Source organism: Mesorhizobium sp. USDA 4132 (assembly GCF_056279545.1).
The window spans coordinates 2306045-2325872 of sequence record NZ_JBWCCP010000001.1 but is presented as its reverse complement, the minus strand read 5'-3'; the positions used below and the strand labels follow the sequence as shown (position 1 = coordinate 2325872).

Genomic DNA, 19828 nt, shown 5'->3' with positions numbered 1-19828 from the left:
GATTATTGCAGCAGGTTCGCGAGGCTGTAGAACGCCGCCGATATCGCGGCAGTTGCCGGCATCGTCACGATCCAGGCGATCACGATGTTGCCGGCGAGACCCCAGCGTACCGCCGAAACCCGCCTTGCGGCGCCGACGCCGACGATCGCTCCGGTGATCGTATGTGTCGTCGAGACGGGAATGCCGAGCCAGGTCGCTCCGAACAGTGTCAGCGCTCCGCCAGTCTCGGCGCAGAAACCTTGCATCGGGTTGAGCCTGGTGATCTTCGAGCCCATGGTGTGGACGATCCGCCACCCCCCGAAGAGCGTGCCGAGAGCCATTGCCGACTGGCAGGAGATCACCACCCAGAAGGGCACGTAGAACGTGGAACCGAGATATCCCTGGCTGAACAGAAGCACTGCGATGATGCCCATCGTTTTCTGTGCGTCATTGCCGCCGTGGCCGAGGGAGTAAAGCGAAGCGGAGATGAACTGCATCGTGCGAAATGTCCGATCCACCGCGAACGGCGTTTGCCGGACGAAAAGCCAGGAAATCAGGAGCACAAGCAGCAAGGCAAGCAGGAAGCCGATGGCCGGCGATAGGAAAATCGCTCCGACCGTCTTCCCGAGACCGCTCCAGACAATCGAGCTGAAACCAACTTTTGCCAGGCCGGCTCCCACCAGACCGCCGACAAGCGCATGCGACGAACTGGACGGAATTCCGAAGATCCAGGTGACAATATTCCAGATGATCGCTCCCATGAGGGCGGCAAAGATCACCTGCGGCGAAACGATCGCAGGATCGATAATGCCTGTGCCGAGCGTTTCCGCCACATGCAGGCCGAAGAAAAGGAAAGCGATGAAATTGAAGAAGGCCGCCCAGGCAACCGCATATTGCGGTCGCAGGACGCGGGTCGAGACGATCGTCGCGATCGAATTGGCCGCGTCATGAAGGCCATTGAGAAAATCGAAGAACAGAGCGACGGCGATCAGGCCGAAGAGAAGTGGCAAGGCGAGAGAGGTATCCATCAAACGTTCTCGATGACAATGCCGCTGATCTCGTTGGCGACATCCTCGAAACGGTCGACGACCTTTTCCAGTTCGCCGTAGATCTCGCTACCGATCATGTAGGCCATCGCGTTACCGCTCGCCCCGTGACGTCGGTACAGGTCCTTCAAACCCTGGTCATGAAGGTCGTCCGACCGGCCTTCAACGCGGGTAACCTCCTCGGCGATGGCTGCAAGACGGTGGGCGTTGGAGCCGACCTTGTTAAGAAGGGGGATCGCTTCCGAAATGAGGTTCGCCGCCTTGACGATTTCACCACCCATCTGCTGCATGAGCGGGTCGAAGCCGGCCTGCTCGAACAACCGGATCGTCTTGACCGTCTTGTGCATCATGTCGATCGCGTCATCCATAGACTGGATCAGATCCTTGATGTCGCCGCGATCGAAGGGGGTGATGAAGCTCCGCCGGACGGCAAGAAGAACGTCCCGAGTGATATCGTCGGCCTCATTCTCCAATGTGACGATCAGCTCGCAGTTTTTCTCGACCTCATTGCCTTTGAGGAGTTGATCAAGCGCGTGGGCCGCTGCGACGACGGTCTTCGAATGCTTTGAAAACATTTCGAAGAATTTGTCTTCTCGTGGCATCAGCTTACGAAAAATACTCATCATGCCATGCGACCTTCCCGGCTGACTGTCATAAATGTGTCATAAACACGCTCAGGCAATTGAAGCAACAAGCAAAATCGACAGTTTGACCGACATGAAATCTGCAAAGAAGACCACGAAGCCTCGGCCGGACAAGTCACAGACGCTGCTCAAGCAGCTTGCGGTCGTTCCCGACAGGCTGTTCGCCGGGGCGTTTCGCCAACAATATGGCGCCTTGTGCTTTCGGTATCGGAAGGACGGGTCTGGCATCGAAGTCCTGGTGATCACGTCGCGAGAGGCTGGACGCTGGGTTATCCCCAAAGGATGGCCGATGAAGGGGAAAAAGCCGTTCGAAGCGGCGGCGACCGAAGCCTGGGAAGAAGCAGGCGTGAGCGGGGCGGCGAAAAAGAAGCCGGTCGGCCACTATACCTATCTGAAAGAACTCGACGACGGCAATGTGGCTCCGTGTATTGTGGACGTGTTCCAGATCGAAGTCACAGAGGTCAGAAGTGGCTTCAAGGAACAGGGGCAACGCGTTCTCGAATGGGTCAGCCCCGACGAAGCGGCACGACGCGTTCGCGAGATCGAATTGAAGTCGCTGCTCGTGGAATTTAAGCCGCAGGGCCGCAAGAAGCGCAATCGCGGCTAATTTTGAACCGGGTCGGCGGCGCTCTGGTGGATGGTCCTGCTCTGCAGCAGTTCGCCTTGCCGTTCCAGGACCGGATAGGCCGTGGCTGCAACGAGATGCGAATTGATCTGCTTGAAATCCCGCAACAGGTCCAGGTGCAGGGAGGTGCTCTCCGCCGTATCGACATCGCCATTGCGCAGCCGCTTGAAATGAGCGTTGGTCCCATCGCGTTCCGCCCGTCGGAAGACGATCTTTTCGTCGGCGAGCATGCGCGCGACGCGCTCGTCCTGAGACATGAAAAGGGCGGCGGCGGTGCGCAGATTGGTGGAGAGACGGTCCAGCAGGCCGTTGAGCTCAAGCTGCCCCTCCTTCGAAAAGGTCATGCCTCGGCGTAACCTTTTGGCAAGATGGGGAAGCACGTTCTGGTCAAGCACGTCGCCCGCGTGTTCCAGGCCGGTCGAAAACAACAGAATTTCGTCGAGCCGTCTCCGGTCGCTGTCGCTGAACTCTTCGGGATCGATGGATGTGAGATACCGTTTGACTGCCGTGTTCAGGCGGTCGAGGACATTGTCCTTCTGTCGCAATTCCGACAGGGCGCGGCGATCGGTGCTCGTCAGCGCGGACTTCGTTCCCGCCAGCATCTCCTCCAGCACGTCGACCAGACGCAGGACTTCCCGCGCCGCCGCCTGCAGCGCCACGACCGGCGTTTCCTTGGCCGATGGATCGAGATATCGCGGCTGGCCGGGATCGCTCTCGTCTATCCGCTGCGGCATCAGCCGGACGAGCGCATTTGCGAAGGGCGTGAGGAGCGGCATGAAGACGACCGCGACCACGAGATTGAAGGCGGTGTGGAAATTGGCGACCAACCGAGCGCCATCGCTCTCGATCTGTACTAACAGGGAGGTAATCGGGGAGAGGAGTGCAAGCGCCGCCAGAACGCCCATGATCCGGGTGATCAGGTTGCCGATCGGAAGCCGTTTGGCCGAAAGATCGTTGCCGGACTGTCCCTCAACGACCGGATTGATCGCCGTCCCGAGATTGGCGCCGAGGGTCAGCGCGAAAGCCTGATAGGGATCGATCAGCCCTTGGGCCGAAAGCGACATGACGAGCAGGACCACCGCAACGCTCGAATGGGCTGCCCAGGTCAGTGCGGCGGCAAGCAGAAGGCTGAGGAGGGGGGTGGTCGATATGGCTGAAAGAACCGCAGAGAAGGCCGGTGTGCCGGCATATTGCGTCAGCACTTCAAGCAGTTGATGCAGGGCAAGCAACATGAAACCGAGGCCGATAAACACACGGCCGAGATCATGGACCTGCGGATTTTGTGTGCGGCGGAACATCAGGACGCCCAGCAATATCAGAGCCGGCGACGCGGCGGCGACGTCAAAGGACAGAACCTGGACGATGAGCGTGCTGCCGACATTGGCGCCGAGCATGACGGCAAGAGCCGGCACAAGAGCAACCAGCCCCTCGGCTGCGAACCCCGATGCCATCAGTCCGGTCGCCGTGCTGCTCTGGAGAATTGCCGTGACGCCCATTCCGGACAAAAAGGCTTTCATCCGATTGTTCAGTGCGCGACCGAGAAACGACCGGAGGCTCGGCCCGAAAGCACGCTGGATGCCCGTCTGCACCATCCGCGTCCCCCAGAGAAGAAGCGCTATGTGTCCGGCAAGGGTAACGATCGCAATGATGAAGGGCATGGCATTCTCGTAAAAACAATCAGATGGGAAAGCCGGGCAAGTGCACAAGATATTAGCCAGCTAATATAGTCGCCGGATTCTATTGCTTTTTCAAGGCTCTGATCTGGCTGTTTGACCGGCCGGGGCCGCCCCCTGCGGGACTGCCCGACTAAGCCTGTTCCTGGCACATTCCGAAGGCGGGCGATCTTCTGCCTGCGACCCATTGCGGTCTCTCACCGTTCAACGCGGCATTCTCCTTTTGTAAGCACTCGGTGCCTTATTCAACCACCTCGAAGCGGACGCGGCTCAGGCTGACCAGGCCGGAGACAATCGCGCAGATGCCGGCCAGAACCAGCGCGATATTTGGCGCACTCGATAGGGGCATGGTCTGGAAAATGATCGACATGGAGATACCGCCAAAGGTTTGGCCGAGTAGTCGTGCCGTGCCTTGCATGGCTCCCGCAGCACCGCTGCGCGCTTTTGGTGCGGACAGAAGCAGGGTTCGGTTATTCGGCGTCTGGAACAGGCCAAAACCGATTCCAGCGAGGACCGTCCCGGCCAAAAAGGCAATTCCTCTTGGATCGGGAGGAGTGAGGCCCGCGATGAGGAGACCTGCGGCCAACAACCCGCCGCCGGAAGCGCAGAGCCACGCCGTCTTGACGCGATTGGCCAGCCACCCTGAAATCGGCGCGGCGACGATCGTCGCGGCGGGCCAAGGTATCATATAAAGGCCCGCCAGCACCGGTGTCATATGCAGGGTGTGCTGAAGGTAGAACGGCAGGGCGACATAGCTGAGCATCTGGCCGGTAAAACACGATACCGATGCGATGATCGCAAGCCGGAAGGCTGGCTTGGCCAAAAGATCGGTCGGAACAATCGGCGTCTCGTTCTTACGTTCAAGGCGCAGCAGCGCCCATAGGCACAGGATGGAACCGACGATCAGGATCGAGCCGCTGATCGGTTCGCTGGCTATCCGGTCCGCACCGGAGAAGAACAATATGAACATCAGCGTGTTGGCGACCAATACGGCAGCATTCAGGTACCGCTTCATCCCCGGCAGGTGACCCAGAAAACCGCCGCACAAAAGGACGATGAGGCCCAGCGGCACGTTGACGGCAAATAACCAGGGCCAATCGGCGACGGAAAGGATCGCCCCGGCAACGCCTGGCCCTGCGGCGGAAGAGATCGCGATGATCATCGCATTGAGGCCGATAATGGTTCCGAACAGCCGGTGCGGCACCGCAAAGCGCAGGTTCATCATGCCCAGGGCCATGATCGCGCCTGCACCCAGCCCTTGCGCAAATCGGGAAGCCACGAGAACGGGAAGATTTCCGGCGAGGGCACATGCTGCCGAAGCCACCGTGAAGAGAGCGACGCCGATCAGGAATACGCGCCGCGGCCCATGGATTTCGCCCAACGCGCCGCAGGGCAGAAGTGCGACAAGCACGGCAAGCTGATAACTTGATACGACCCAGACAGTGTCGCTGGCATCGGCCCCGAGCGAGGCCGCGATCGACGGCAGCGCGACATTGGCGATCGCTCCGTCCAGAACGACGAGGACGAGCGTCGTCAAAAGCACTGCGACCGCCAGGTACCTTCGGGGTGACGTCAAGCCGTCGTGGGCAAGGTTTGCGGGTGAGGTTACGGACATGGGGAAGCACCTGTTCGTTGAGCTTTCCTCATCGATATCCGCAGGCTTACATTTGCGCCAGGCGCAACACATGCAACTCACTCTTGCGCCATACGCCATGCCTCGCTAGGTTCGACATCATGCCTGATCTCGACCTCAACCTGCTATTGGCCCTGGATGCATTGCTTCGCGAGCGGAGCGTGTCGGGTGCAGCACGCAGGCTGGGGCTGAGCACGTCGGCGATGAGCCGGACACTGTCGAGGTTGAGGACGGCATTGCGTGATCCCATTCTTGTCCCGGCGGGGCGGGCAATGGTCGCGACGCCGCATGCCGAAGCGATTGCCGAGCAGGTGCGGTCGCTGACGATGGCGGTCCAGACCGTGTTGAGTCCCCAGCAGGACATCGACATCCGGGAATTCCAACGCGACTTCACGATCCGTGCCAACGAAGCATTCGTGCTCCTGAACGCCGCTCGCCTCAGCGTTGCCGTAACGGATGCCGCGCCGGGCATACGGCTGCGCTTCGTGCCGAAGCCGAACAAGGAAATTCAGCCTTTGAGAGATGCTGCAATCGATCTGGACATCGGCGTTATTTCCGGTGATGGCGCGGAGCTGCGCGGCCAAACCCTGTTTGAGGACGTCTTTGTCGGCGTGGCGAGGCTAGGTCACCCTCTTTTCAAAACCACGCCGATAACCGCCGAGCGATATGCAGCGTGCGGACATGTGATCTCCTCCAGACGAGGACATTTTACCGGGCCGGTCGATGAAGCGCTGGCCGAACTGGGCCTCTCGCGAAAGATCAGCCTCGTGGTGCCGAGCTATCCGGCAGTGCTTGCCGTTGCGGCGGCATCCGATCTTGTCGGGTTGGTGCCGCGCTCGTACTGCCGGGCGGGGGGTACAGACCAGACCCAGATGTTCGACCTGCCGGTGGCGACGCCTGGCTTTTCGATCGCGCAGACCTGGCATCCGCGCATGGACGCGGACCCTGCTCACCGCTGGCTGCGAGGATTGATCTTCGAAGCATTCAGGTGACAGCCTGCCGTGGCGGCGATGACCTGCCCTGGCAGGCGAGCTTGGCCCAACCCTGCAGCCGGAACACCCGGATAATTCCTGCGCCAAAAAAATCGATCCGATGTCGGATTGGCAAAATTCCGTTCGTCCTTAGAGTCGTCCACGGCAATTCATAAAGGATCACGACCATGCCGAATACCATAACCCTGCATCGCGTTCTGGCCACCAGCCCGGAGAAGGTCTATCGGGCGTTCATCGAGGCTGACGCACTCGCCAAATGGCTTCCGCCCAACGGCTTTTTGTGCACCGTCCATCACTTTGAACCGACGGTCGGCGGAAAGTTCAAAATGTCCTTCCGGAACTTTACGACGGGCAACAGCCATGCCTTCGGCGGCGAATATCTAGAACTCGTTCCCGGCGAGCGCCTCCGCTACGTCGACAAATTCGACGATCCCAACCTGCCCGGCGAGATGGAAGTCACGGTGACGCTGAAGAAAGTTTCGGTCGGGACCGAGGTCAGTATTACCCAGGCAGGGGTGCCGGACGTCATCCCGCCCGAGGCTTGTTATCTCGGTTGGCAGGAGTCGCTGCGGAACCTTGCAAAGGTCGTCGAGCCCGAGATCAACGAATAAGGTATCAGGATCGAATAATCGGCCGTGACCGGATCGCGTCAACGATTTTTCGCGACCGGCCTCGGCTTTGTTATCGATTAAGTCCGTCCTGCTTCCGGAAATGTGGCTCTTGTTTGCTGGAACCGGAAGCCACGGTCTTGGTTCGGTTCGAGCAGCAACCGAGAGACCTCACATGACCAAGCTCATAACAACAGCCATCATCGTTACTCTTTTCACCGCCGGCAGCGCGACCGCTCAAACGACACCGAGCCCCGGCAATGCCGCAGGTGGCGCCACGGGAGCCATCGACGGACCGGGCAATACGGGAGACACTGGCGGACCGACCGCCGGCACGGGCGGACCTCTCGACCAGACTCAAACGGGCAGCACCAAGAGCGACACACGCCAGCCGCCGAACAAGTGCGATCCTGCACAGGCAGCCAAGGACAATTCCAGGCCAAATCAAAACAATGCATCCGCCGGCTGCGTGAAGTAAGTCGAGGCACAGCGGCCTTTTCAGCCGCCTTCCAGCGTCACGTACCGACAATCTACGGCCGCCATCGGCATTGCGCATGCCGATGGGTACGCCACTCTGCGATCGAGCCCGGCGAATATTGGTCTGGAACTATCTCAGCTCTGTCTTGTTGACTTTCGAAAGAGAATAAAGTCATGCAGCAGCCACCGAAAGAACCCGTTCTCGCCTCACATCCTGCAGTGCCGTCCGCAGCCAATCCTGTCCCGCCGACCTCCGAAGCGCCATCTGATCGCCTGCCGGAGACGGCGACAAATCCCCACCCGCACGAAAACGACGCCAGGGCGAAATATACGCCGCAGGATCTGGTAACAAACTATGGCTTGAGCGCCCAGGAAGCCCAGCGGCTCATCGACCGGTTCGGACCGTTCGCAGCCGAGCTTGATTTCATGCTGGCCGGGAAGGGGCGCCCCAGGAAGCATCGTCGACAGGACATGGAACGCTCGGCCGAAGACATCGCGTTTGGTTGAGGTGGAGCCCGCTTTGGTGGCCGCCGCAGCTAGGCCCCCAGTCGCAAGGCTCGGAAGTGGCTCTGATAGGGAGCCGAGGCCGTTGTCGAACTAAGTTCCCGCGGCGTGGAACTACGGCGGCGGAGCCAAGTTATTAGCTAGCCCAGTCCAATCATCGCGTTTCACAATGACATCAAAACCGAACAAGACGCCTCGTTTAGGTTTCCCAAGCGGCCCTGCCGGTGGGTGGGGATCGGCAAAGTCGGTGGGTGAGGTGCTCATTCGGGAACATGTTCCTTTGTCCGGCCCCTCTCTTCTGGCGCATCAGAACAAGCCGGACGGCTACATGTGCGTCAGTTGCGCATGGGCCAAGCCGGCTAAGACGCATCCGCTGGAATTCTGCGAGAACGGGGCCAAGGCGACCGCTTGGGAAATCACCACCCGGCGCGCGGACAGGGCCTTTTTCGACGCCCATACGCTGAGCGAGCTGGAGGCCTGGCGTGATCACGATCTGGAAGAGCAGGGACGACTGACCCATCCGATGCGATGGGACCCGGCAAGCGACAAATATCTGCCGGTGACATGGGCAGCTGCGTTCGAGGAGATCGGGCGCGAATTGCAGGCCGTCGCTCCCGAAAAAGTCGAGTTCTACACATCAGGTCGAGCTTCGCTCGAAACCTCCTACATGTACCAGCTTTTCGCGCGGATCTTCGGGAGCAACAACCTGCCTGACTCCTCCAACATGTGCCATGAGAGTTCGTCGATAGCTCTTCCGGAGAGCATCGGAGCTTCGGTCGGCACGGCGATCCTGTCGGATTTCCAGAATTGCGACTGCATCTTCTATATGGCGCAGAATGTCGGAACCTCGTCGCCGCGAATGCTGCACGACCTTCAGGATGCCGCCGACCGCGGTGTCAAGATCGTGACCTTCAACCCGCTCCGGGAACCGGGGCTGGAGCGCTTCGTCAATCCCCAGGCTCCGGGCCAGATGTTGACGGGCAAGGAGACACAGATCTCCTCGAACTATTACCAGGTCCGGCTGGGTGGAGATATCGCCGCCCTGTTTGGCATCTGCAAGGCGCTCATACAGGCGGACGATGCGCTTCACGAGGCCCATGTCAGCAAGGTTTCAGGATCTGACGGCACGCCGGACGATTCGAACGATGCCGCGGCAGTGGCCTTCGCGGCGTCGATTGCCGCCGCCGACAAGAAACACATTCTCGATCATGATTTCATCTCGCAGCACACGTCCGGGTTCGAGGAATTTGCGGCGGCGGCCCGAAATTATGCCTGGGAAGAGCTGGAGCGCGTTTCAGGGCTCACCCGCGAGCAGATGACGGAGGCCGCCCGCATCTACGCCCGCTCCGACGCCGTTTTGATGGTCTATGGCATGGGGCTGACCCAGCACATGATGGGCGTGCAGAACGTCCATATGGTCGTCAACCTCGCCCTCCTGCGCGGCAATATCGGAAAACCGGGCGCCAATATCTGCGCTGTGCGAGGCCACTCCAACGTGCAGGGCCAGCGTACCGTCGGCATCACCGAAAAGCCGGGCCTCGTGCCGCTGGACAAACTCTCGGAACTCTACCATTTCGATCCTCCGCGATGGCAGGGCCATTCGACGGTGGAATCGTGCAAATCGATCCTCGACGGAGAAACAAAGGCGTTTATCGGCCTCGGCGGTAATTTCCTCAGAGCCGCGCCGGAAACCGTTGCCATGGAAGCCGCGTGGCGCAAGCTCCGCCTGACGGTGCAGATCGCCACCAAGCTCAACCGTAGTCATGTCGTCCATGGGGAAGTCGCCTACCTGCTTCCCTGTCTCGGTCGCATCGAGATCGACGAGCAGGCAAGCGGCCCGCAGGCCGTTTCGATGGAAAGCTCCGTGGCGCATTTTCACGGCTCGCGCGGCAAGGCCAAGCCCGCCAGTTCCGAGCTCCTGTCTGAACCTGCCATCATCGCCGGCATTGCCAAAGCGACGCTGACGCGAGGCAACGTGCCCTGGGGCCGCTGGGTCGACGACTATTCGGAAATCCGCAATGCGATCGAAAGAACTTATCCGGAGACGTTCAAGGATTTCAACAAGCGCCTTTTCCAGCCCGGCGGGATCCCTCGTCCTCTGCCGGCCAGGGAACGGAAATGGGTCACCAGCAACGGAAAGGCGAACTTCATCACCCCGGATCGCCTGTTTCCTGAGCTTCCCACCGAAGCAATAGGCGAGGACGTCCTTCATCTCGCCAGCCTGCGGTCGAACGATCAGTTCAACACCACCATCTACGGCTACAGCGACCGGTTCCGCGGCGTCGACGGGACCCGGCAGGTCCTGTTCGTCAATCCACAGGACATCGAAAGGCTGGGTTTCGCAGACGGGGATATCGTCGACCTGATCACCGCGATCGACCCGGAAACAAGGCGGACGGTTGAGGGGTTCAGGATCGTTGCCTACGATATCCCCAAGGGCTGCTGCGGCGCCTATTATCCGGAAACCAACCCCTTGTTTCCGCTCAGCCATCATAGCCCCCAATCGAAGACGCCATCCTACAAGCTCCTGCCGGTGCGTCTCAGCCGGTCGAGCCATGTCCCGCTTAATTGAGAACGACGCGTGGGAGGTCAAGCGATGTCGCCGGCTGTCTCAGGCAAAGGCCCGGCCCGGATTTTTGAGGTTTGCTGCGTTGCGGCCCTGCTTGCCGTTGCGGTTGCAATCGGACTGCTGAGGGTGCCGCGACAATATCGCACCGATCCACCCGTATCCGCGGCATTGGATGGAGTCCGGCTGATGCCGAGCGGCATCGGCGGCACCCCGCCGGAAGTCTATTTCGCGCTCAATCAGCCCTATGAAAACACGGCCTACGATATGAGCCAAGGCAAGCGCCTCTATTCCTGGTTCGGCTGTGTATCGTGTCACGGCGAGGGGGAAGGCGGGGCAGGGCCATCCTTCCTCGACGGATGGTGGCTCTACGGTCCGTCGATCGTGTCGATCGCGGCCTCCATCCGTGACGGGCGACCGCATGGCATGCCTCCGTTCCGGGACAGGATGACGATCGATGAGATTTGGCAGCTGTCGGGTTATGTCAAAAGCATCGGCGCCTATTCCGCAAAGACGACTGCGCCCAGCCGAAACGACGACCGGCAGACCAGACCGGCGGAGAACCGTGCCCCGGCGGCGCTGCTCTTTAACGAGGGGCCGAAGCCGGTCCACCCCGAACAGGGGCCGACGCCTTGAGAGCACCGCTCATCCTCCTCCCGCTTTCGGTGTTTCTTTCGGGATGCGACGGGAACCAGTCGGCTCTCAATGCGCAGGGCCACTCGGCCATCCTTCTCAAGGACCTGATCGTTCTCATCGTCGGCGTTTGCCTGGTCGTCTGGATAGCGGTCATGATCGTGCTGGCCTGGTCGCTGACGCGCCGCCGTGACGGGCAGGCCGGAGAAGACCGAGGTTCCGAACAACGCCTGGGGATCTGGGTGTCGGGAGCGGTTGCCGCAACGGTCCTGATCATCGGTGGGCTGACGATTTTAAGTTTCCAGACGACGAGAAGTCTCGACCGGGCGGGAAGCCCGGACCTGACGATCCGTGTCCGCGCCCAGCAGTGGTGGTGGCAGTTCATCTACGAAGACGCCGATGCGGGATCTTTCCAGACCGCCAACGAAATCCATATTCCCGTCGGCAAGGAGGTGCGGGTACGGCTGGAAAGCACCGATGTCATCCACTCCTTCTGGGTGCCGAGTCTTGCCGGCAAGCAGGACCTCGTCCCCGGCCGAGAAAATGTCCTTACCCTTCGGGCAGAGCGGCCAGGCGTCTACCGCGGCCAGTGCGCCGAATTCTGTGGGCTGCAGCACAGCCACATGGCGTTTTTCGTCATTGCCGAGGAAGAGGAAAGCTACAGGCAATGGGCGGCCACGCAGCGACGGCCCGGCGCACAGACTGGCGAGGCCGAGGCGAGCGCCGGAAAGGCTGTATTCATGGCAAGGCAATGTTCCGCGTGCCACACGATACGGGGAACCGGCGCAGCCGGCACGACCGGGCCTGACCTCACCCATGTCGGTCGCCGCCGCACCATTGCGGCGGGGCTCATGGACAACACCCGCGGTTCTCTTGCCGCCTGGATCGCCGATCCCCAGACCCTCAAACCCGGAAACAACATGCCGCTCGTTCCCTTGACGAGTGACGAGCTGCGCCAGCTTTCCGCCTATATGGAAAGCCTCAAATGACGGCTGGGCAGAGATCATCGATGGTGACGGACGCCGATCTGGACAAGGCTGAACTCGAGCGGCAACTTGCCCGAACATGGACATCCAAGCCCGGCTTCTGGGGCGCCATCGCGTCGGTCGATCACAAGGTCGTCGCCCGACGCTATATCGTCACCGCCTTTGTGTTTCTCATCCTCGGCGGCATTCTGGCACTGGCGATGCGCCTCCAACTGTCGCAGCCGGAAGCACGCTTCGTCGACGCAGATCGCTACAACCAGATCTTCACCATGCATGGTTCGAACATGATGTTCCTGTTCGCCGTGCCGGTCATGGAAGCCATGGCTGTCTACCTCGTGCCCCTGATGGTCGGCACGCGCAACATCGCTTTTCCGCGGCTGAACGCCTTTTCCTACTGGTTGTTTCTTGCCGGCGGGCTGCTGCTCTGGATCTCGTTTGCCCTCGATACCGCGCCGGATATCGGCTGGTTCGCCTATGTGCCGCTTTCCGGGCCGGAATACGGGGCCGGAAAGCGTGCCGATATCTGGGCACAGATGATCACGTTCACCGAAGTGTCGGCGCTGGCGATCGCGGTCGAAATCGTCGTCACTGTTTTCAAGCAGCGCGCGCCAGGCATGTCGCTGGACCGGATACCTCTGTTGGTCTGGTCCATGCTGGTCATGGCGTTCCTCGTCATCATGGCGATGCCGGCAATCATGTTCGTGAGCTCGACGCTGATCATGGACCGCCTCGTCGGCACGCATTTCTACAATCCCGCCGAAGGCGGCGACGCGCTGCTCTGGCAGCACCTGTTCTGGTTCTTCGGCCACCCTGAAGTCTACATCATCTTCCTGCCGGCCGTCGGCATGGTTTCGACGATCCTTCCGACCTTCGTACAGCGCCCGGTATTCGGTTATCTTCCCCTGGTGATGGCGCTGATCGCCACAGGCATCCTCGCCTTTGGATTATGGGTGCATCACATGTTCGTCGTCGGCCTGCCGCGGCTCGGCGAAAGCTTCTTTACGGCGTCGAGCATGACCATCGCAATCCCCGCTGGCGTCCAGATCTTCTGCTGGCTGGCGACGCTCTGGTCCGGGCGGCCGGTCTTCAAGACGCCGCTGCTGTTCGTGATCGGTTTCATCATCACCTTCGTGATCGGCGGGCTGACGGGTGTCATGGTCGCGTCGGTGCCGTTCGACGCCCAGGTCCACGACACCTATTTCGTCGTGGCGCATTTCCATTACGTGCTGATCGGCGGCGCGGTCTTTCCGTTGATCGCGGCCGTCTACTACTGGTTTCCCAAGATGACCGGCCGGATGATGAGCGAAAGGCTGGGGCAGTGGGCATTCTGGCTGATCTTCATCGGCTTCCACCTGACCTTTTTCCCGATGCATATTCTCGGCCTGCAGGGCATGCCGCGCCGCATCTATACCTACCAGCCGGACCTGCCCTGGGCGGGCCTGAACCTGTTCGTCAGCCTGAGCGCGATCATCCTGTCGCTCGGCTTTCTCGTCTTTTTCATCGACGCCATCCGAAGCTGGTCGTTCGGCAGGCCTGCCGGCGACAATCCCTGGAATGCGCCGACGCTCGAATGGGCCACCAGTTCGCCGCCGCCGCCCTACAATTTCAGGTCCATCCCCGTGGTCGACGATCGCAATCCGCTCTGGTCGCAGCCGGACGTTCTGCCGGTGACCTCCGGAATGAGGACCGACCGCCGCGAACTTCTGATCAGCGGCGTCGTTGAAGCACTTCCGGAGGCGCGTGAATCGTCTCCGCAGGACTCGGTTTGGCCGTTCTGGGCCGCGATCGCGACCTCGGTCATGCTGATCTGGTCGATATTCTCGCCCTGGGCGGTCGTCTGGGGTTCGATCCCGGTCGCAATCACGCTGATCGGGTGGTTCTGGCCGAAGGGTGAAGCGGAGGATGAATCGTGAAGGAACGCGTCGTCCTGGATGTGTCGAGACTGCCGCTGCATGGCATGGGCATAGCGAGCCCCACATGGTGGGGGACCTGCGCCTTCATGCTCATCGAGGGGTCGGGGTTCGGCCTGGCGATCGTGGTCTATTTCTATCTGATGTTTCTGGCGCCGCAGTGGCCGGTCGATGCGCCCGCGCCAGACCTCTGGGCGGGAACGGCGCTGACGGCGCTGCTTGTGGCGAGCGTCCTACCGAACGTAATGGTCTCGCGATGGGCACAGAAGCGAAACTTGAAACGGGTGCGGATCGGCCTCATCGTGATGTCGCTGTGCGGCATCGCGCCGCTTGTGTTTCGCGTTTTCGAGTTCCCCGCACTGCATGTGCGCTGGGACGACAATGCTTATGGCTCGATCGTCTGGACCCTTCTCGGCCTCCATACCATCCATATCCTGACCGATCTCATCGACACGCTGGTGCTGACCTGCCTGATGTTCTCGTGGCACGGCGACAACACGCGACGCTACGGCGATGTTGAGGATAATGCGCTTTACTGGAACTTCGTCGTCGTTACCTGGCTTCCCCTCTATGCCTGTATCTACTGGGTTCCACGGCTATGAACGCTCAACTGGGGAACTTTACGCTCACCACCGCGCTGCTTGCGATCGGCACGCTCCCGGCAGCGGCACATGACGGTGAGCCACACGCCTCGGCTTTTCCGTGGACCTTCGATCCGTGGATCGTCACCCCGATCGCCATTGCTGGCGGTCTCTATGCCCTCGGATCGGTAAAATTGCAGCAAAGGGCCAACAGACCGCTTTCCGTTATAAACTCCGGCATTCTCTACTGGGCCGGATGGCTGTCCCTGGTTTCCGCGCTGGTTTCGCCCCTCCATTTTCTCGGTGAGCATCTTTTCACCTTCCACATGATCGAGCATGAACTCGTCATGGCGGTCGCCGCACCGCTGGTCGTCCTGGCACGTCCGGTCGGGATGTTCCTCTGGGGTTTACCGCGGCCGCTCCGGCATCTGGTCCGGGATGTCATGAAGACGGGTCTGGTCTGGAGGACCTGGAACGCGTTGAGCGCCGGTACTCCGGCGACCCTCCTGCATGGCTTGGCCATATGGGCCTGGCATGCGCCCGTCCTGTTCGATGCGACGGTCACCGATATCCTGCTTCACAGGCTGCAGCACCTGAGTTTTTTCGTAACGGCGGTGATGTTCTGGTGGGCCATGATCTGGCGAAGCGACCGGGGCATGGCCGCCTGGCATCTGTTCCTGACGATGCTACATACGAGCATTCTCGGAGCCCTGATCGCTCTTTCTCCGCAGGTTGCCTACGTTTCTCAGACCAGGATGGTGCGGGAGTGGGGGCTCACGCCGTTGGAGGATCAACAACTGGCCGGCCTGGTGATGTGGGTGCCGGGCGGCATCATCTATGCCGGCGCCGCACTGGCGATGTTGGCGCTCTGGATCGCCGGCTCGAACAGGGGAGGCCTCGATGCAAGCCGTGTCCATTCCTGAATTCCGGCTCGTGCTGATTGGCGGTATGCTGATCGCATTGTTCTTTGGCGTCGGAACCTATCTTACCAAGGACCGCGAGGAGCGCCGAGCCGTGGCTGTTGCGATGACGGGCGGCGACCCGGCGCAGGCACCGGCGATCTTCCGCAAATACGGATGCGCAGGGTGCCATGCCATTGCCGGCATAGCCGGCGCCGACGGCAAGGTCGGGGGACCGCTGACCGGTCTGCGGCAGCGTGTTTATATCGGCGGCGTGATCAACAACACGCCTGACAACCTCGTCCAGTGGATTGTGTCCCCGCAACGGTTCTCGCCAAGGACAGCGATGCCGACGACCGGCATTTCCGAAGCCGAGGCGCGACATCTGGCTGCTTATCTTTACGAACAGTGACCATTAGGGATGCGGCGTTGGGCGAGGCGGGAGAGACTTGACGTAACGGGCCACGGCATCGCGGTCGCTTTGCGGCAACAAGGAAAAATTGGCAACGACATCCAACATCGACGATCCCACCCGGCCGTGTCCGGGCGTCTCGCCGGTCTGCAACATCACGGCGATCTCCGCTTCCGACCACTGGCCGATGCGGTTTGGCGTGATGTTCGGAACGAAACCGGTGCCCTCCGGGTCGATACCTCCGGCGAACCGCGTCTCGGGCTCGATCGCCCCGAGCGCATTGCGGGTGGAATGGCATTCGGCGCAATGGCCCAGGGTTTCCGTCAGATAGGCGCCGCGGTCGTGGACCGGATCGCCGTTCAGCCCCGCCTTGCTCCGACCTTCCTCGAAGAACAACAGCTTCCACAGACCCAGACCGCGCCGGAACCGGAAAAGGAGAGGCAGGTCGTGCGGCGGCGGGCGGCCCGAAACCGCAGGCAGGGTTTTGAGATAGGCATAGAGATCCTCGATATCCTCGAGACGCATGCCCGTATAGCTGGAATAAGGGAAGGCCGGATAATAGTGCTGGCCTGCCGGAGAGACGCCGGCGACAAGCGCGTTCGCCAAATCGCCAACCGACCATGAGCCTATTCCGTCGGTGGGGTCGGAGGAAATATTGGGAACCCTGAAGGTTCCGAAGGGGGAGGCGAGTGCCAGACCGCCGCCGAGTTTCAGCGGGTCCGGCTGGCCCGGCATCGCGTGGCAGGCGGCGCAGCTGCCTGCGGCGAATACCTGCCGCCCGCGCGTCGCATCCCCGCTCTTCAACGCCGGATCATGGGCGTTGAAACGGGGTACTGCGGCCGTCACCCACCAAAGTCCGAAAAATATGGAGATCACCACTCCGGCGGCCGCTGCTATTAACGAGGCCCACCGTATATCGCCTGTCCCGCCGCGCATGTTCCATCGGATAACGGCGATAAGCCTGGGTCGGCCTATTTGGGCGGCGGGGGATGAGCTCATTCGGACCCCAGCCGCGAAGCGTCCTCCTGTTCCCTCACTTCCTTCAGAAGTTTTTCGCGAGGATTGTCGGAGAGTTTGCGGCGCGTCCTTTCGATCGTTTCGTCGTCCACCTCGACAGGCCGCCCGCTGTCGTCGGGCAAACCCTTCGGCGGTCTGGCCGATCGGCGCATTCTTGGGCCTGTCGTTCAAGCCGGTCGTGTTTTTTTCAGTACTCATTTCAGCCTCCATTGAGCATCTAAACACTCAACAGGCCGTTTTGTGCCATGGCATTCAGCTTCAGCCTTTCCGGGATCGAAACGAGATTTTCCGCAGGTGTTGGAACAACAGGGGGAATGGGTTGTTCGCGTTGATGCGAAATCGGAATTTGTTGATGGAAAGGAGAGTTTCATGAAGAAGATCGCACTCATGGCTGCCATGGCAATGGTAACGACATCGGCGTTCGCTCAGTCGGCGGCAGAAAAATCAGGCGTCAATTCGCTCGTGGGCGTTGCTCCGAAGACCCAGGATTTCGTGACGGAAGCTGCTACGAGCGACATGTTCGAGATCGAGTCCAGCAAGCTGGCCGCCGAACGGGCCGATGCGCCCACGAAGACGTTCGCGCAGCAGATGATTCAGGACCACCAGAAGACGACGACGGAACTGAAACAGCTCGTCGACGGCGGCAAGGTGAAAGCCAAACTGCCAACCGCGATGACCAGGGCGCAAGGGAGATCACTCAACAAGCTCAAGGGCCTCCAAGGCGCAAAGTTCACCAAGCAATATCATTCGGACCAGGAAGACGCCCACAAAGATGCCGTCGACCTGTTCAAGCGATATGGCAAGGAAGGCGAGAATGCCGACCTGAAGGCATGGGCTGCAAAGACCACGCCTGCGCTCGAACATCATCTGCAGATGGCCAAGGACTTGAACAAGTAGCGGCTATTGCACGGCTTCAGACGACGGCTGCCGCTTATGCGGCGGTCGTGAAACCGTGGACGCAAATTCGACAGGAGGGTAAGAACCGGGAGCCGAGCGCTGCGGCTGCATCTGTGCTACCATCGGCGCAGTCTCGAAGCGGAAAGGTCGCATGCCCCTTCAGCGCATCAGTTTTTATGTGCTTCTGGTCCTTGTGACCATTGCGTTCGTCGCCGTCGTCCTGCCGTTCTACTCGGCGATATTATGGGCCGTCGTCCTCGCCATCATCTTCTTTCCTCTTCACCTGCGTATGGAAGCGCTGCTGGGCGGGCGGAAAAATGCCGCTGCAGCGCTCTCCGTGCTGATCTGCCTTTGCGTCGTCATCATTCCCGGACTGGTCGTCCTCAGCTCGCTCGTCCAACAGGGGAACCTCCTCTACCAACGTATCGACAACGGCGAGATCGATGTGCGAAGGTTTTTCCAGGAGCTCCAGGAGACGCTCCCCTTGTTCGTCCGCAGTTGGCTCGAACGGATCGAGTTGGATGGCTTCGGTGCATTGCAGGATCGTATCTCCCCGGCGCTGATGCAGGGCGGAGGTTTCTTTGCGGGACGCGCCTTGAGCTTTGGCCAGAACACCTTACAGTTCTTCGTCACCTTCGGCGTGATGCTCTATCTGCTGTTCTTCGTGTTCCGGGACGGCCAGCTGCTTGCCCGCGCCGTCAGAAAAGCGCTCCCCCTCAGCGACGCGCATACCCTTCGCTTCGCCTCCAAATTCACCGCGGTCATTCATGCGACGGTGCGGGGCAATATCATCATTGCCATCATCCAGGGCTCGATCGGCGGCGTTGCGTTCTGGTTCCTCGGCGTGGAGCCGGCCCTGCTGTGGGGCGTTCTGATGAGTTTCCTGTCGCTGCTGCCGGCAGTCGGCGCCGCTTTGATCTGGATGCCCGCGGCCATCTACCTGGCGCTCGCCGGCTTTTGGCTGAGGGCCATCGTGCTGGTTGCTGTCGGCGCCCTGGTCATCGGCCTTGTGGACAATCTTTTGAGGCCGCCCCTGGTCGGCAGAGAGACCAAGCTTCCCGACTATGTGGTCTTGATTTCCACCGTCGGCGGCATTTCGCTTGTGGGCATCAACGGTTTCGTCATCGGACCGCTGGTTGCCGCCCTCTTCATTGCCGCATGGGGAATATTCGTCGAGGAAGAGGGCACATCGGATGCCTGATGAGGTCAACGACCCGCGCCGGGCAATTTAACGACAGCCTCCGGAACATCTGTCGTCCTGAGTGGTTTGGGGGATTCGAACCATCATCATGGAGGTGAAACCATGAGTGCTTCGGGTATAGCCGTTTTCGACAAGACGTTGCAAACCACCCATATATGGCTGGATGATCTGATGGCCGATCAAGGGCTTGACCGGCAGCTTGCCTGGCATGTGCTCGGGGCGGTTCTTCACACGCTGAGGGATCGGCTGCCGATCGAACTGGCTGCGCATCTTTCGGCACAACTGCCGCTCCTCGTGCGCGGCGCCTACTACGATCGCTACGATCCCTCCAGACAGCCTTCGCATTCTCGTACCCTGGATGAATTTCTGGAGCAGGTGAAGGAAGATCTTTCGTCGACGCGTCCGGTGGACGCGAAGGAGGCCGTGCGATCGGTTTTCCGGGTGCTTTCCCATTATATCGACCCAGGCGAGGTGCGCAAAGTGCGCCAGGGACTGCCGGCAGAAGTCCAGGAACTCTGGCCGGATCCCCTAAAGCCGCACTGACG

At 60.6% G+C, this 19828-nt stretch carries 21 protein-coding genes; 15 read left to right on the top strand and 6 right to left on the bottom strand.

Going from position 1 to position 19828, the window contains the following annotated elements; translation table 11 throughout:
• Positions 1 to 2: 2 nt before the first annotated feature.
• Together ACZ9IU_RS12025 and ACZ9IU_RS12020 are read right to left on the bottom strand one after the other, a co-directional pair.
• The gene (locus ACZ9IU_RS12025; protein ID WP_038543227.1) at positions 3 to 1007 is read right to left on the bottom strand and encodes an inorganic phosphate transporter; all 1005 of its coding nucleotides are present in this window, start codon (positions 1005 to 1007) and stop codon (positions 3 to 5) included.
• A complete protein-coding gene (locus tag ACZ9IU_RS12020) occupies positions 1007 to 1651 on the bottom strand; it encodes a DUF47 domain-containing protein (RefSeq protein WP_038543225.1) in 645 nt (214 codons plus the stop codon). Before ACZ9IU_RS12020 ends, ACZ9IU_RS12025 begins: the two co-directional genes overlap by 1 nt.
• Positions 1652 to 1742: 91 nt before the next feature.
• Between ACZ9IU_RS12020 and ACZ9IU_RS12015 the strand changes: the two genes are divergently transcribed.
• Entirely contained in the window at positions 1743 to 2276 is a 534-nt protein-coding gene (locus tag ACZ9IU_RS12015; protein WP_038549243.1) for an NUDIX hydrolase, read from the top strand.
• Here the strand turns inward: ACZ9IU_RS12015 and ACZ9IU_RS12010 are convergent.
• Positions 2273 to 3952, bottom strand: coding sequence for a Na/Pi cotransporter family protein (locus ACZ9IU_RS12010; RefSeq protein ID WP_038543223.1), 1680 nt, complete (start codon positions 3950 to 3952; stop codon positions 2273 to 2275). The two genes, ACZ9IU_RS12015 and ACZ9IU_RS12010, sit on opposite strands and share 4 nt — an antisense overlap.
• A 256-nt stretch (positions 3953 to 4208) precedes the next feature.
• A complete protein-coding gene (locus ACZ9IU_RS12005; RefSeq protein ID WP_038543221.1) occupies positions 4209 to 5510 on the bottom strand; it encodes an MFS transporter in 1302 nt (433 codons plus the stop codon).
• A 191-nt stretch (positions 5511 to 5701) separates the two neighbouring features.
• On the opposite strand from ACZ9IU_RS12005, the gene ACZ9IU_RS12000 reads away from it, so the two are divergent.
• From ACZ9IU_RS12000 to ACZ9IU_RS11950, 11 genes are all read left to right on the top strand, one after another.
• Positions 5702 to 6592, top strand: a complete 891-nt coding sequence (locus ACZ9IU_RS12000; RefSeq protein WP_038543219.1) for a LysR family transcriptional regulator — start codon at positions 5702 to 5704, stop codon at positions 6590 to 6592.
• 167 nt (positions 6593 to 6759) lie between these two features.
• Entirely contained in the window at positions 6760 to 7203 is a 444-nt protein-coding gene (locus tag ACZ9IU_RS11995) for an SRPBCC family protein (protein WP_038543217.1), read from the top strand.
• A 172-nt stretch (positions 7204 to 7375) separates the two neighbouring features.
• Positions 7376 to 7678 carry a hypothetical protein gene (locus ACZ9IU_RS11990; protein WP_038543215.1) on the top strand — a complete coding sequence of 101 codons (303 nt, stop codon included), beginning with the start codon at positions 7376 to 7378 and terminating at the stop codon, positions 7676 to 7678.
• A gap of 173 nt (positions 7679 to 7851) precedes the next feature.
• A complete protein-coding gene (locus ACZ9IU_RS11985) occupies positions 7852 to 8184 on the top strand; it encodes a hypothetical protein (protein WP_038543213.1) in 333 nt (110 codons plus the stop codon).
• 166 nt (positions 8185 to 8350) lie between these two features.
• Positions 8351 to 10753 carry an FdhF/YdeP family oxidoreductase gene (locus tag ACZ9IU_RS11980; RefSeq protein ID WP_038543211.1) on the top strand — a complete coding sequence of 801 codons (2403 nt, stop codon included), beginning with the start codon at positions 8351 to 8353 and terminating at the stop codon, positions 10751 to 10753.
• 24 nt (positions 10754 to 10777) lie between these two features.
• On the top strand, positions 10778 to 11383 hold the full coding sequence (locus tag ACZ9IU_RS11975) for a c-type cytochrome (RefSeq protein ID WP_051899726.1): 606 nt from the start codon (positions 10778 to 10780) through the stop codon (positions 11381 to 11383).
• Entirely contained in the window at positions 11380 to 12369 is a 990-nt protein-coding gene (gene coxB / locus ACZ9IU_RS11970; protein ID WP_038543209.1) for a cytochrome c oxidase subunit II, read from the top strand. The genes ACZ9IU_RS11975 and coxB overlap by 4 nt, the downstream gene beginning before the upstream one ends.
• Before the next feature lie 20 nt (positions 12370 to 12389).
• Positions 12390 to 14279, top strand: coding sequence for a cytochrome c oxidase subunit I (gene ctaD / locus ACZ9IU_RS11965; protein ID WP_244447515.1), 1890 nt, complete (start codon positions 12390 to 12392; stop codon positions 14277 to 14279).
• On the top strand, positions 14276 to 14878 hold the full coding sequence (locus ACZ9IU_RS11960) for a cytochrome c oxidase subunit 3 (RefSeq protein ID WP_038543204.1): 603 nt from the start codon (positions 14276 to 14278) through the stop codon (positions 14876 to 14878). Before ctaD ends, ACZ9IU_RS11960 begins: the two co-directional genes overlap by 4 nt.
• Entirely contained in the window at positions 14875 to 15780 is a 906-nt protein-coding gene (locus ACZ9IU_RS11955) for a cytochrome c oxidase assembly protein (protein WP_051899725.1), read from the top strand. Before ACZ9IU_RS11960 ends, ACZ9IU_RS11955 begins: the two co-directional genes overlap by 4 nt.
• Before the next feature lie 25 nt (positions 15781 to 15805).
• Complete coding sequence (locus ACZ9IU_RS11950; RefSeq protein ID WP_051900110.1) at positions 15806 to 16168, top strand: c-type cytochrome; 363 nt, start codon at positions 15806 to 15808, stop codon at positions 16166 to 16168.
• A gap of 3 nt (positions 16169 to 16171) precedes the next feature.
• On the opposite strand, the gene ACZ9IU_RS11945 is transcribed toward ACZ9IU_RS11950, so the two are convergent.
• Positions 16172 to 17104, bottom strand: a complete 933-nt coding sequence (locus ACZ9IU_RS11945) for a cytochrome c (protein WP_038543200.1) — start codon at positions 17102 to 17104, stop codon at positions 16172 to 16174.
• Between the two features lie 59 nt (positions 17105 to 17163).
• Complete coding sequence (locus tag ACZ9IU_RS11940; RefSeq protein ID WP_498957221.1) at positions 17164 to 17337, bottom strand: hypothetical protein; 174 nt, start codon at positions 17335 to 17337, stop codon at positions 17164 to 17166.
• 217 nt (positions 17338 to 17554) lie between these two features.
• Here ACZ9IU_RS11940 and ACZ9IU_RS11935 point away from each other — a divergent pair, with 217 nt between their 5' ends.
• The 3 genes from ACZ9IU_RS11935 (at position 17555) to ACZ9IU_RS11925 (ending at position 19826) form a co-directional block, all read left to right on the top strand.
• Positions 17555 to 18082 (top strand): DUF4142 domain-containing protein, encoded by a 528-nt coding sequence (locus tag ACZ9IU_RS11935; RefSeq protein ID WP_038543195.1) that lies wholly within the window; start codon positions 17555 to 17557, stop codon positions 18080 to 18082.
• A gap of 151 nt (positions 18083 to 18233) precedes the next feature.
• Complete coding sequence (locus ACZ9IU_RS11930; protein ID WP_038543193.1) at positions 18234 to 19283, top strand: AI-2E family transporter; 1050 nt, start codon at positions 18234 to 18236, stop codon at positions 19281 to 19283.
• A gap of 102 nt (positions 19284 to 19385) precedes the next feature.
• Positions 19386 to 19826, top strand: coding sequence for a DUF2267 domain-containing protein (locus ACZ9IU_RS11925; RefSeq protein WP_038543191.1), 441 nt, complete (start codon positions 19386 to 19388; stop codon positions 19824 to 19826).
• Positions 19827 to 19828 lie beyond the last annotated feature (2 nt).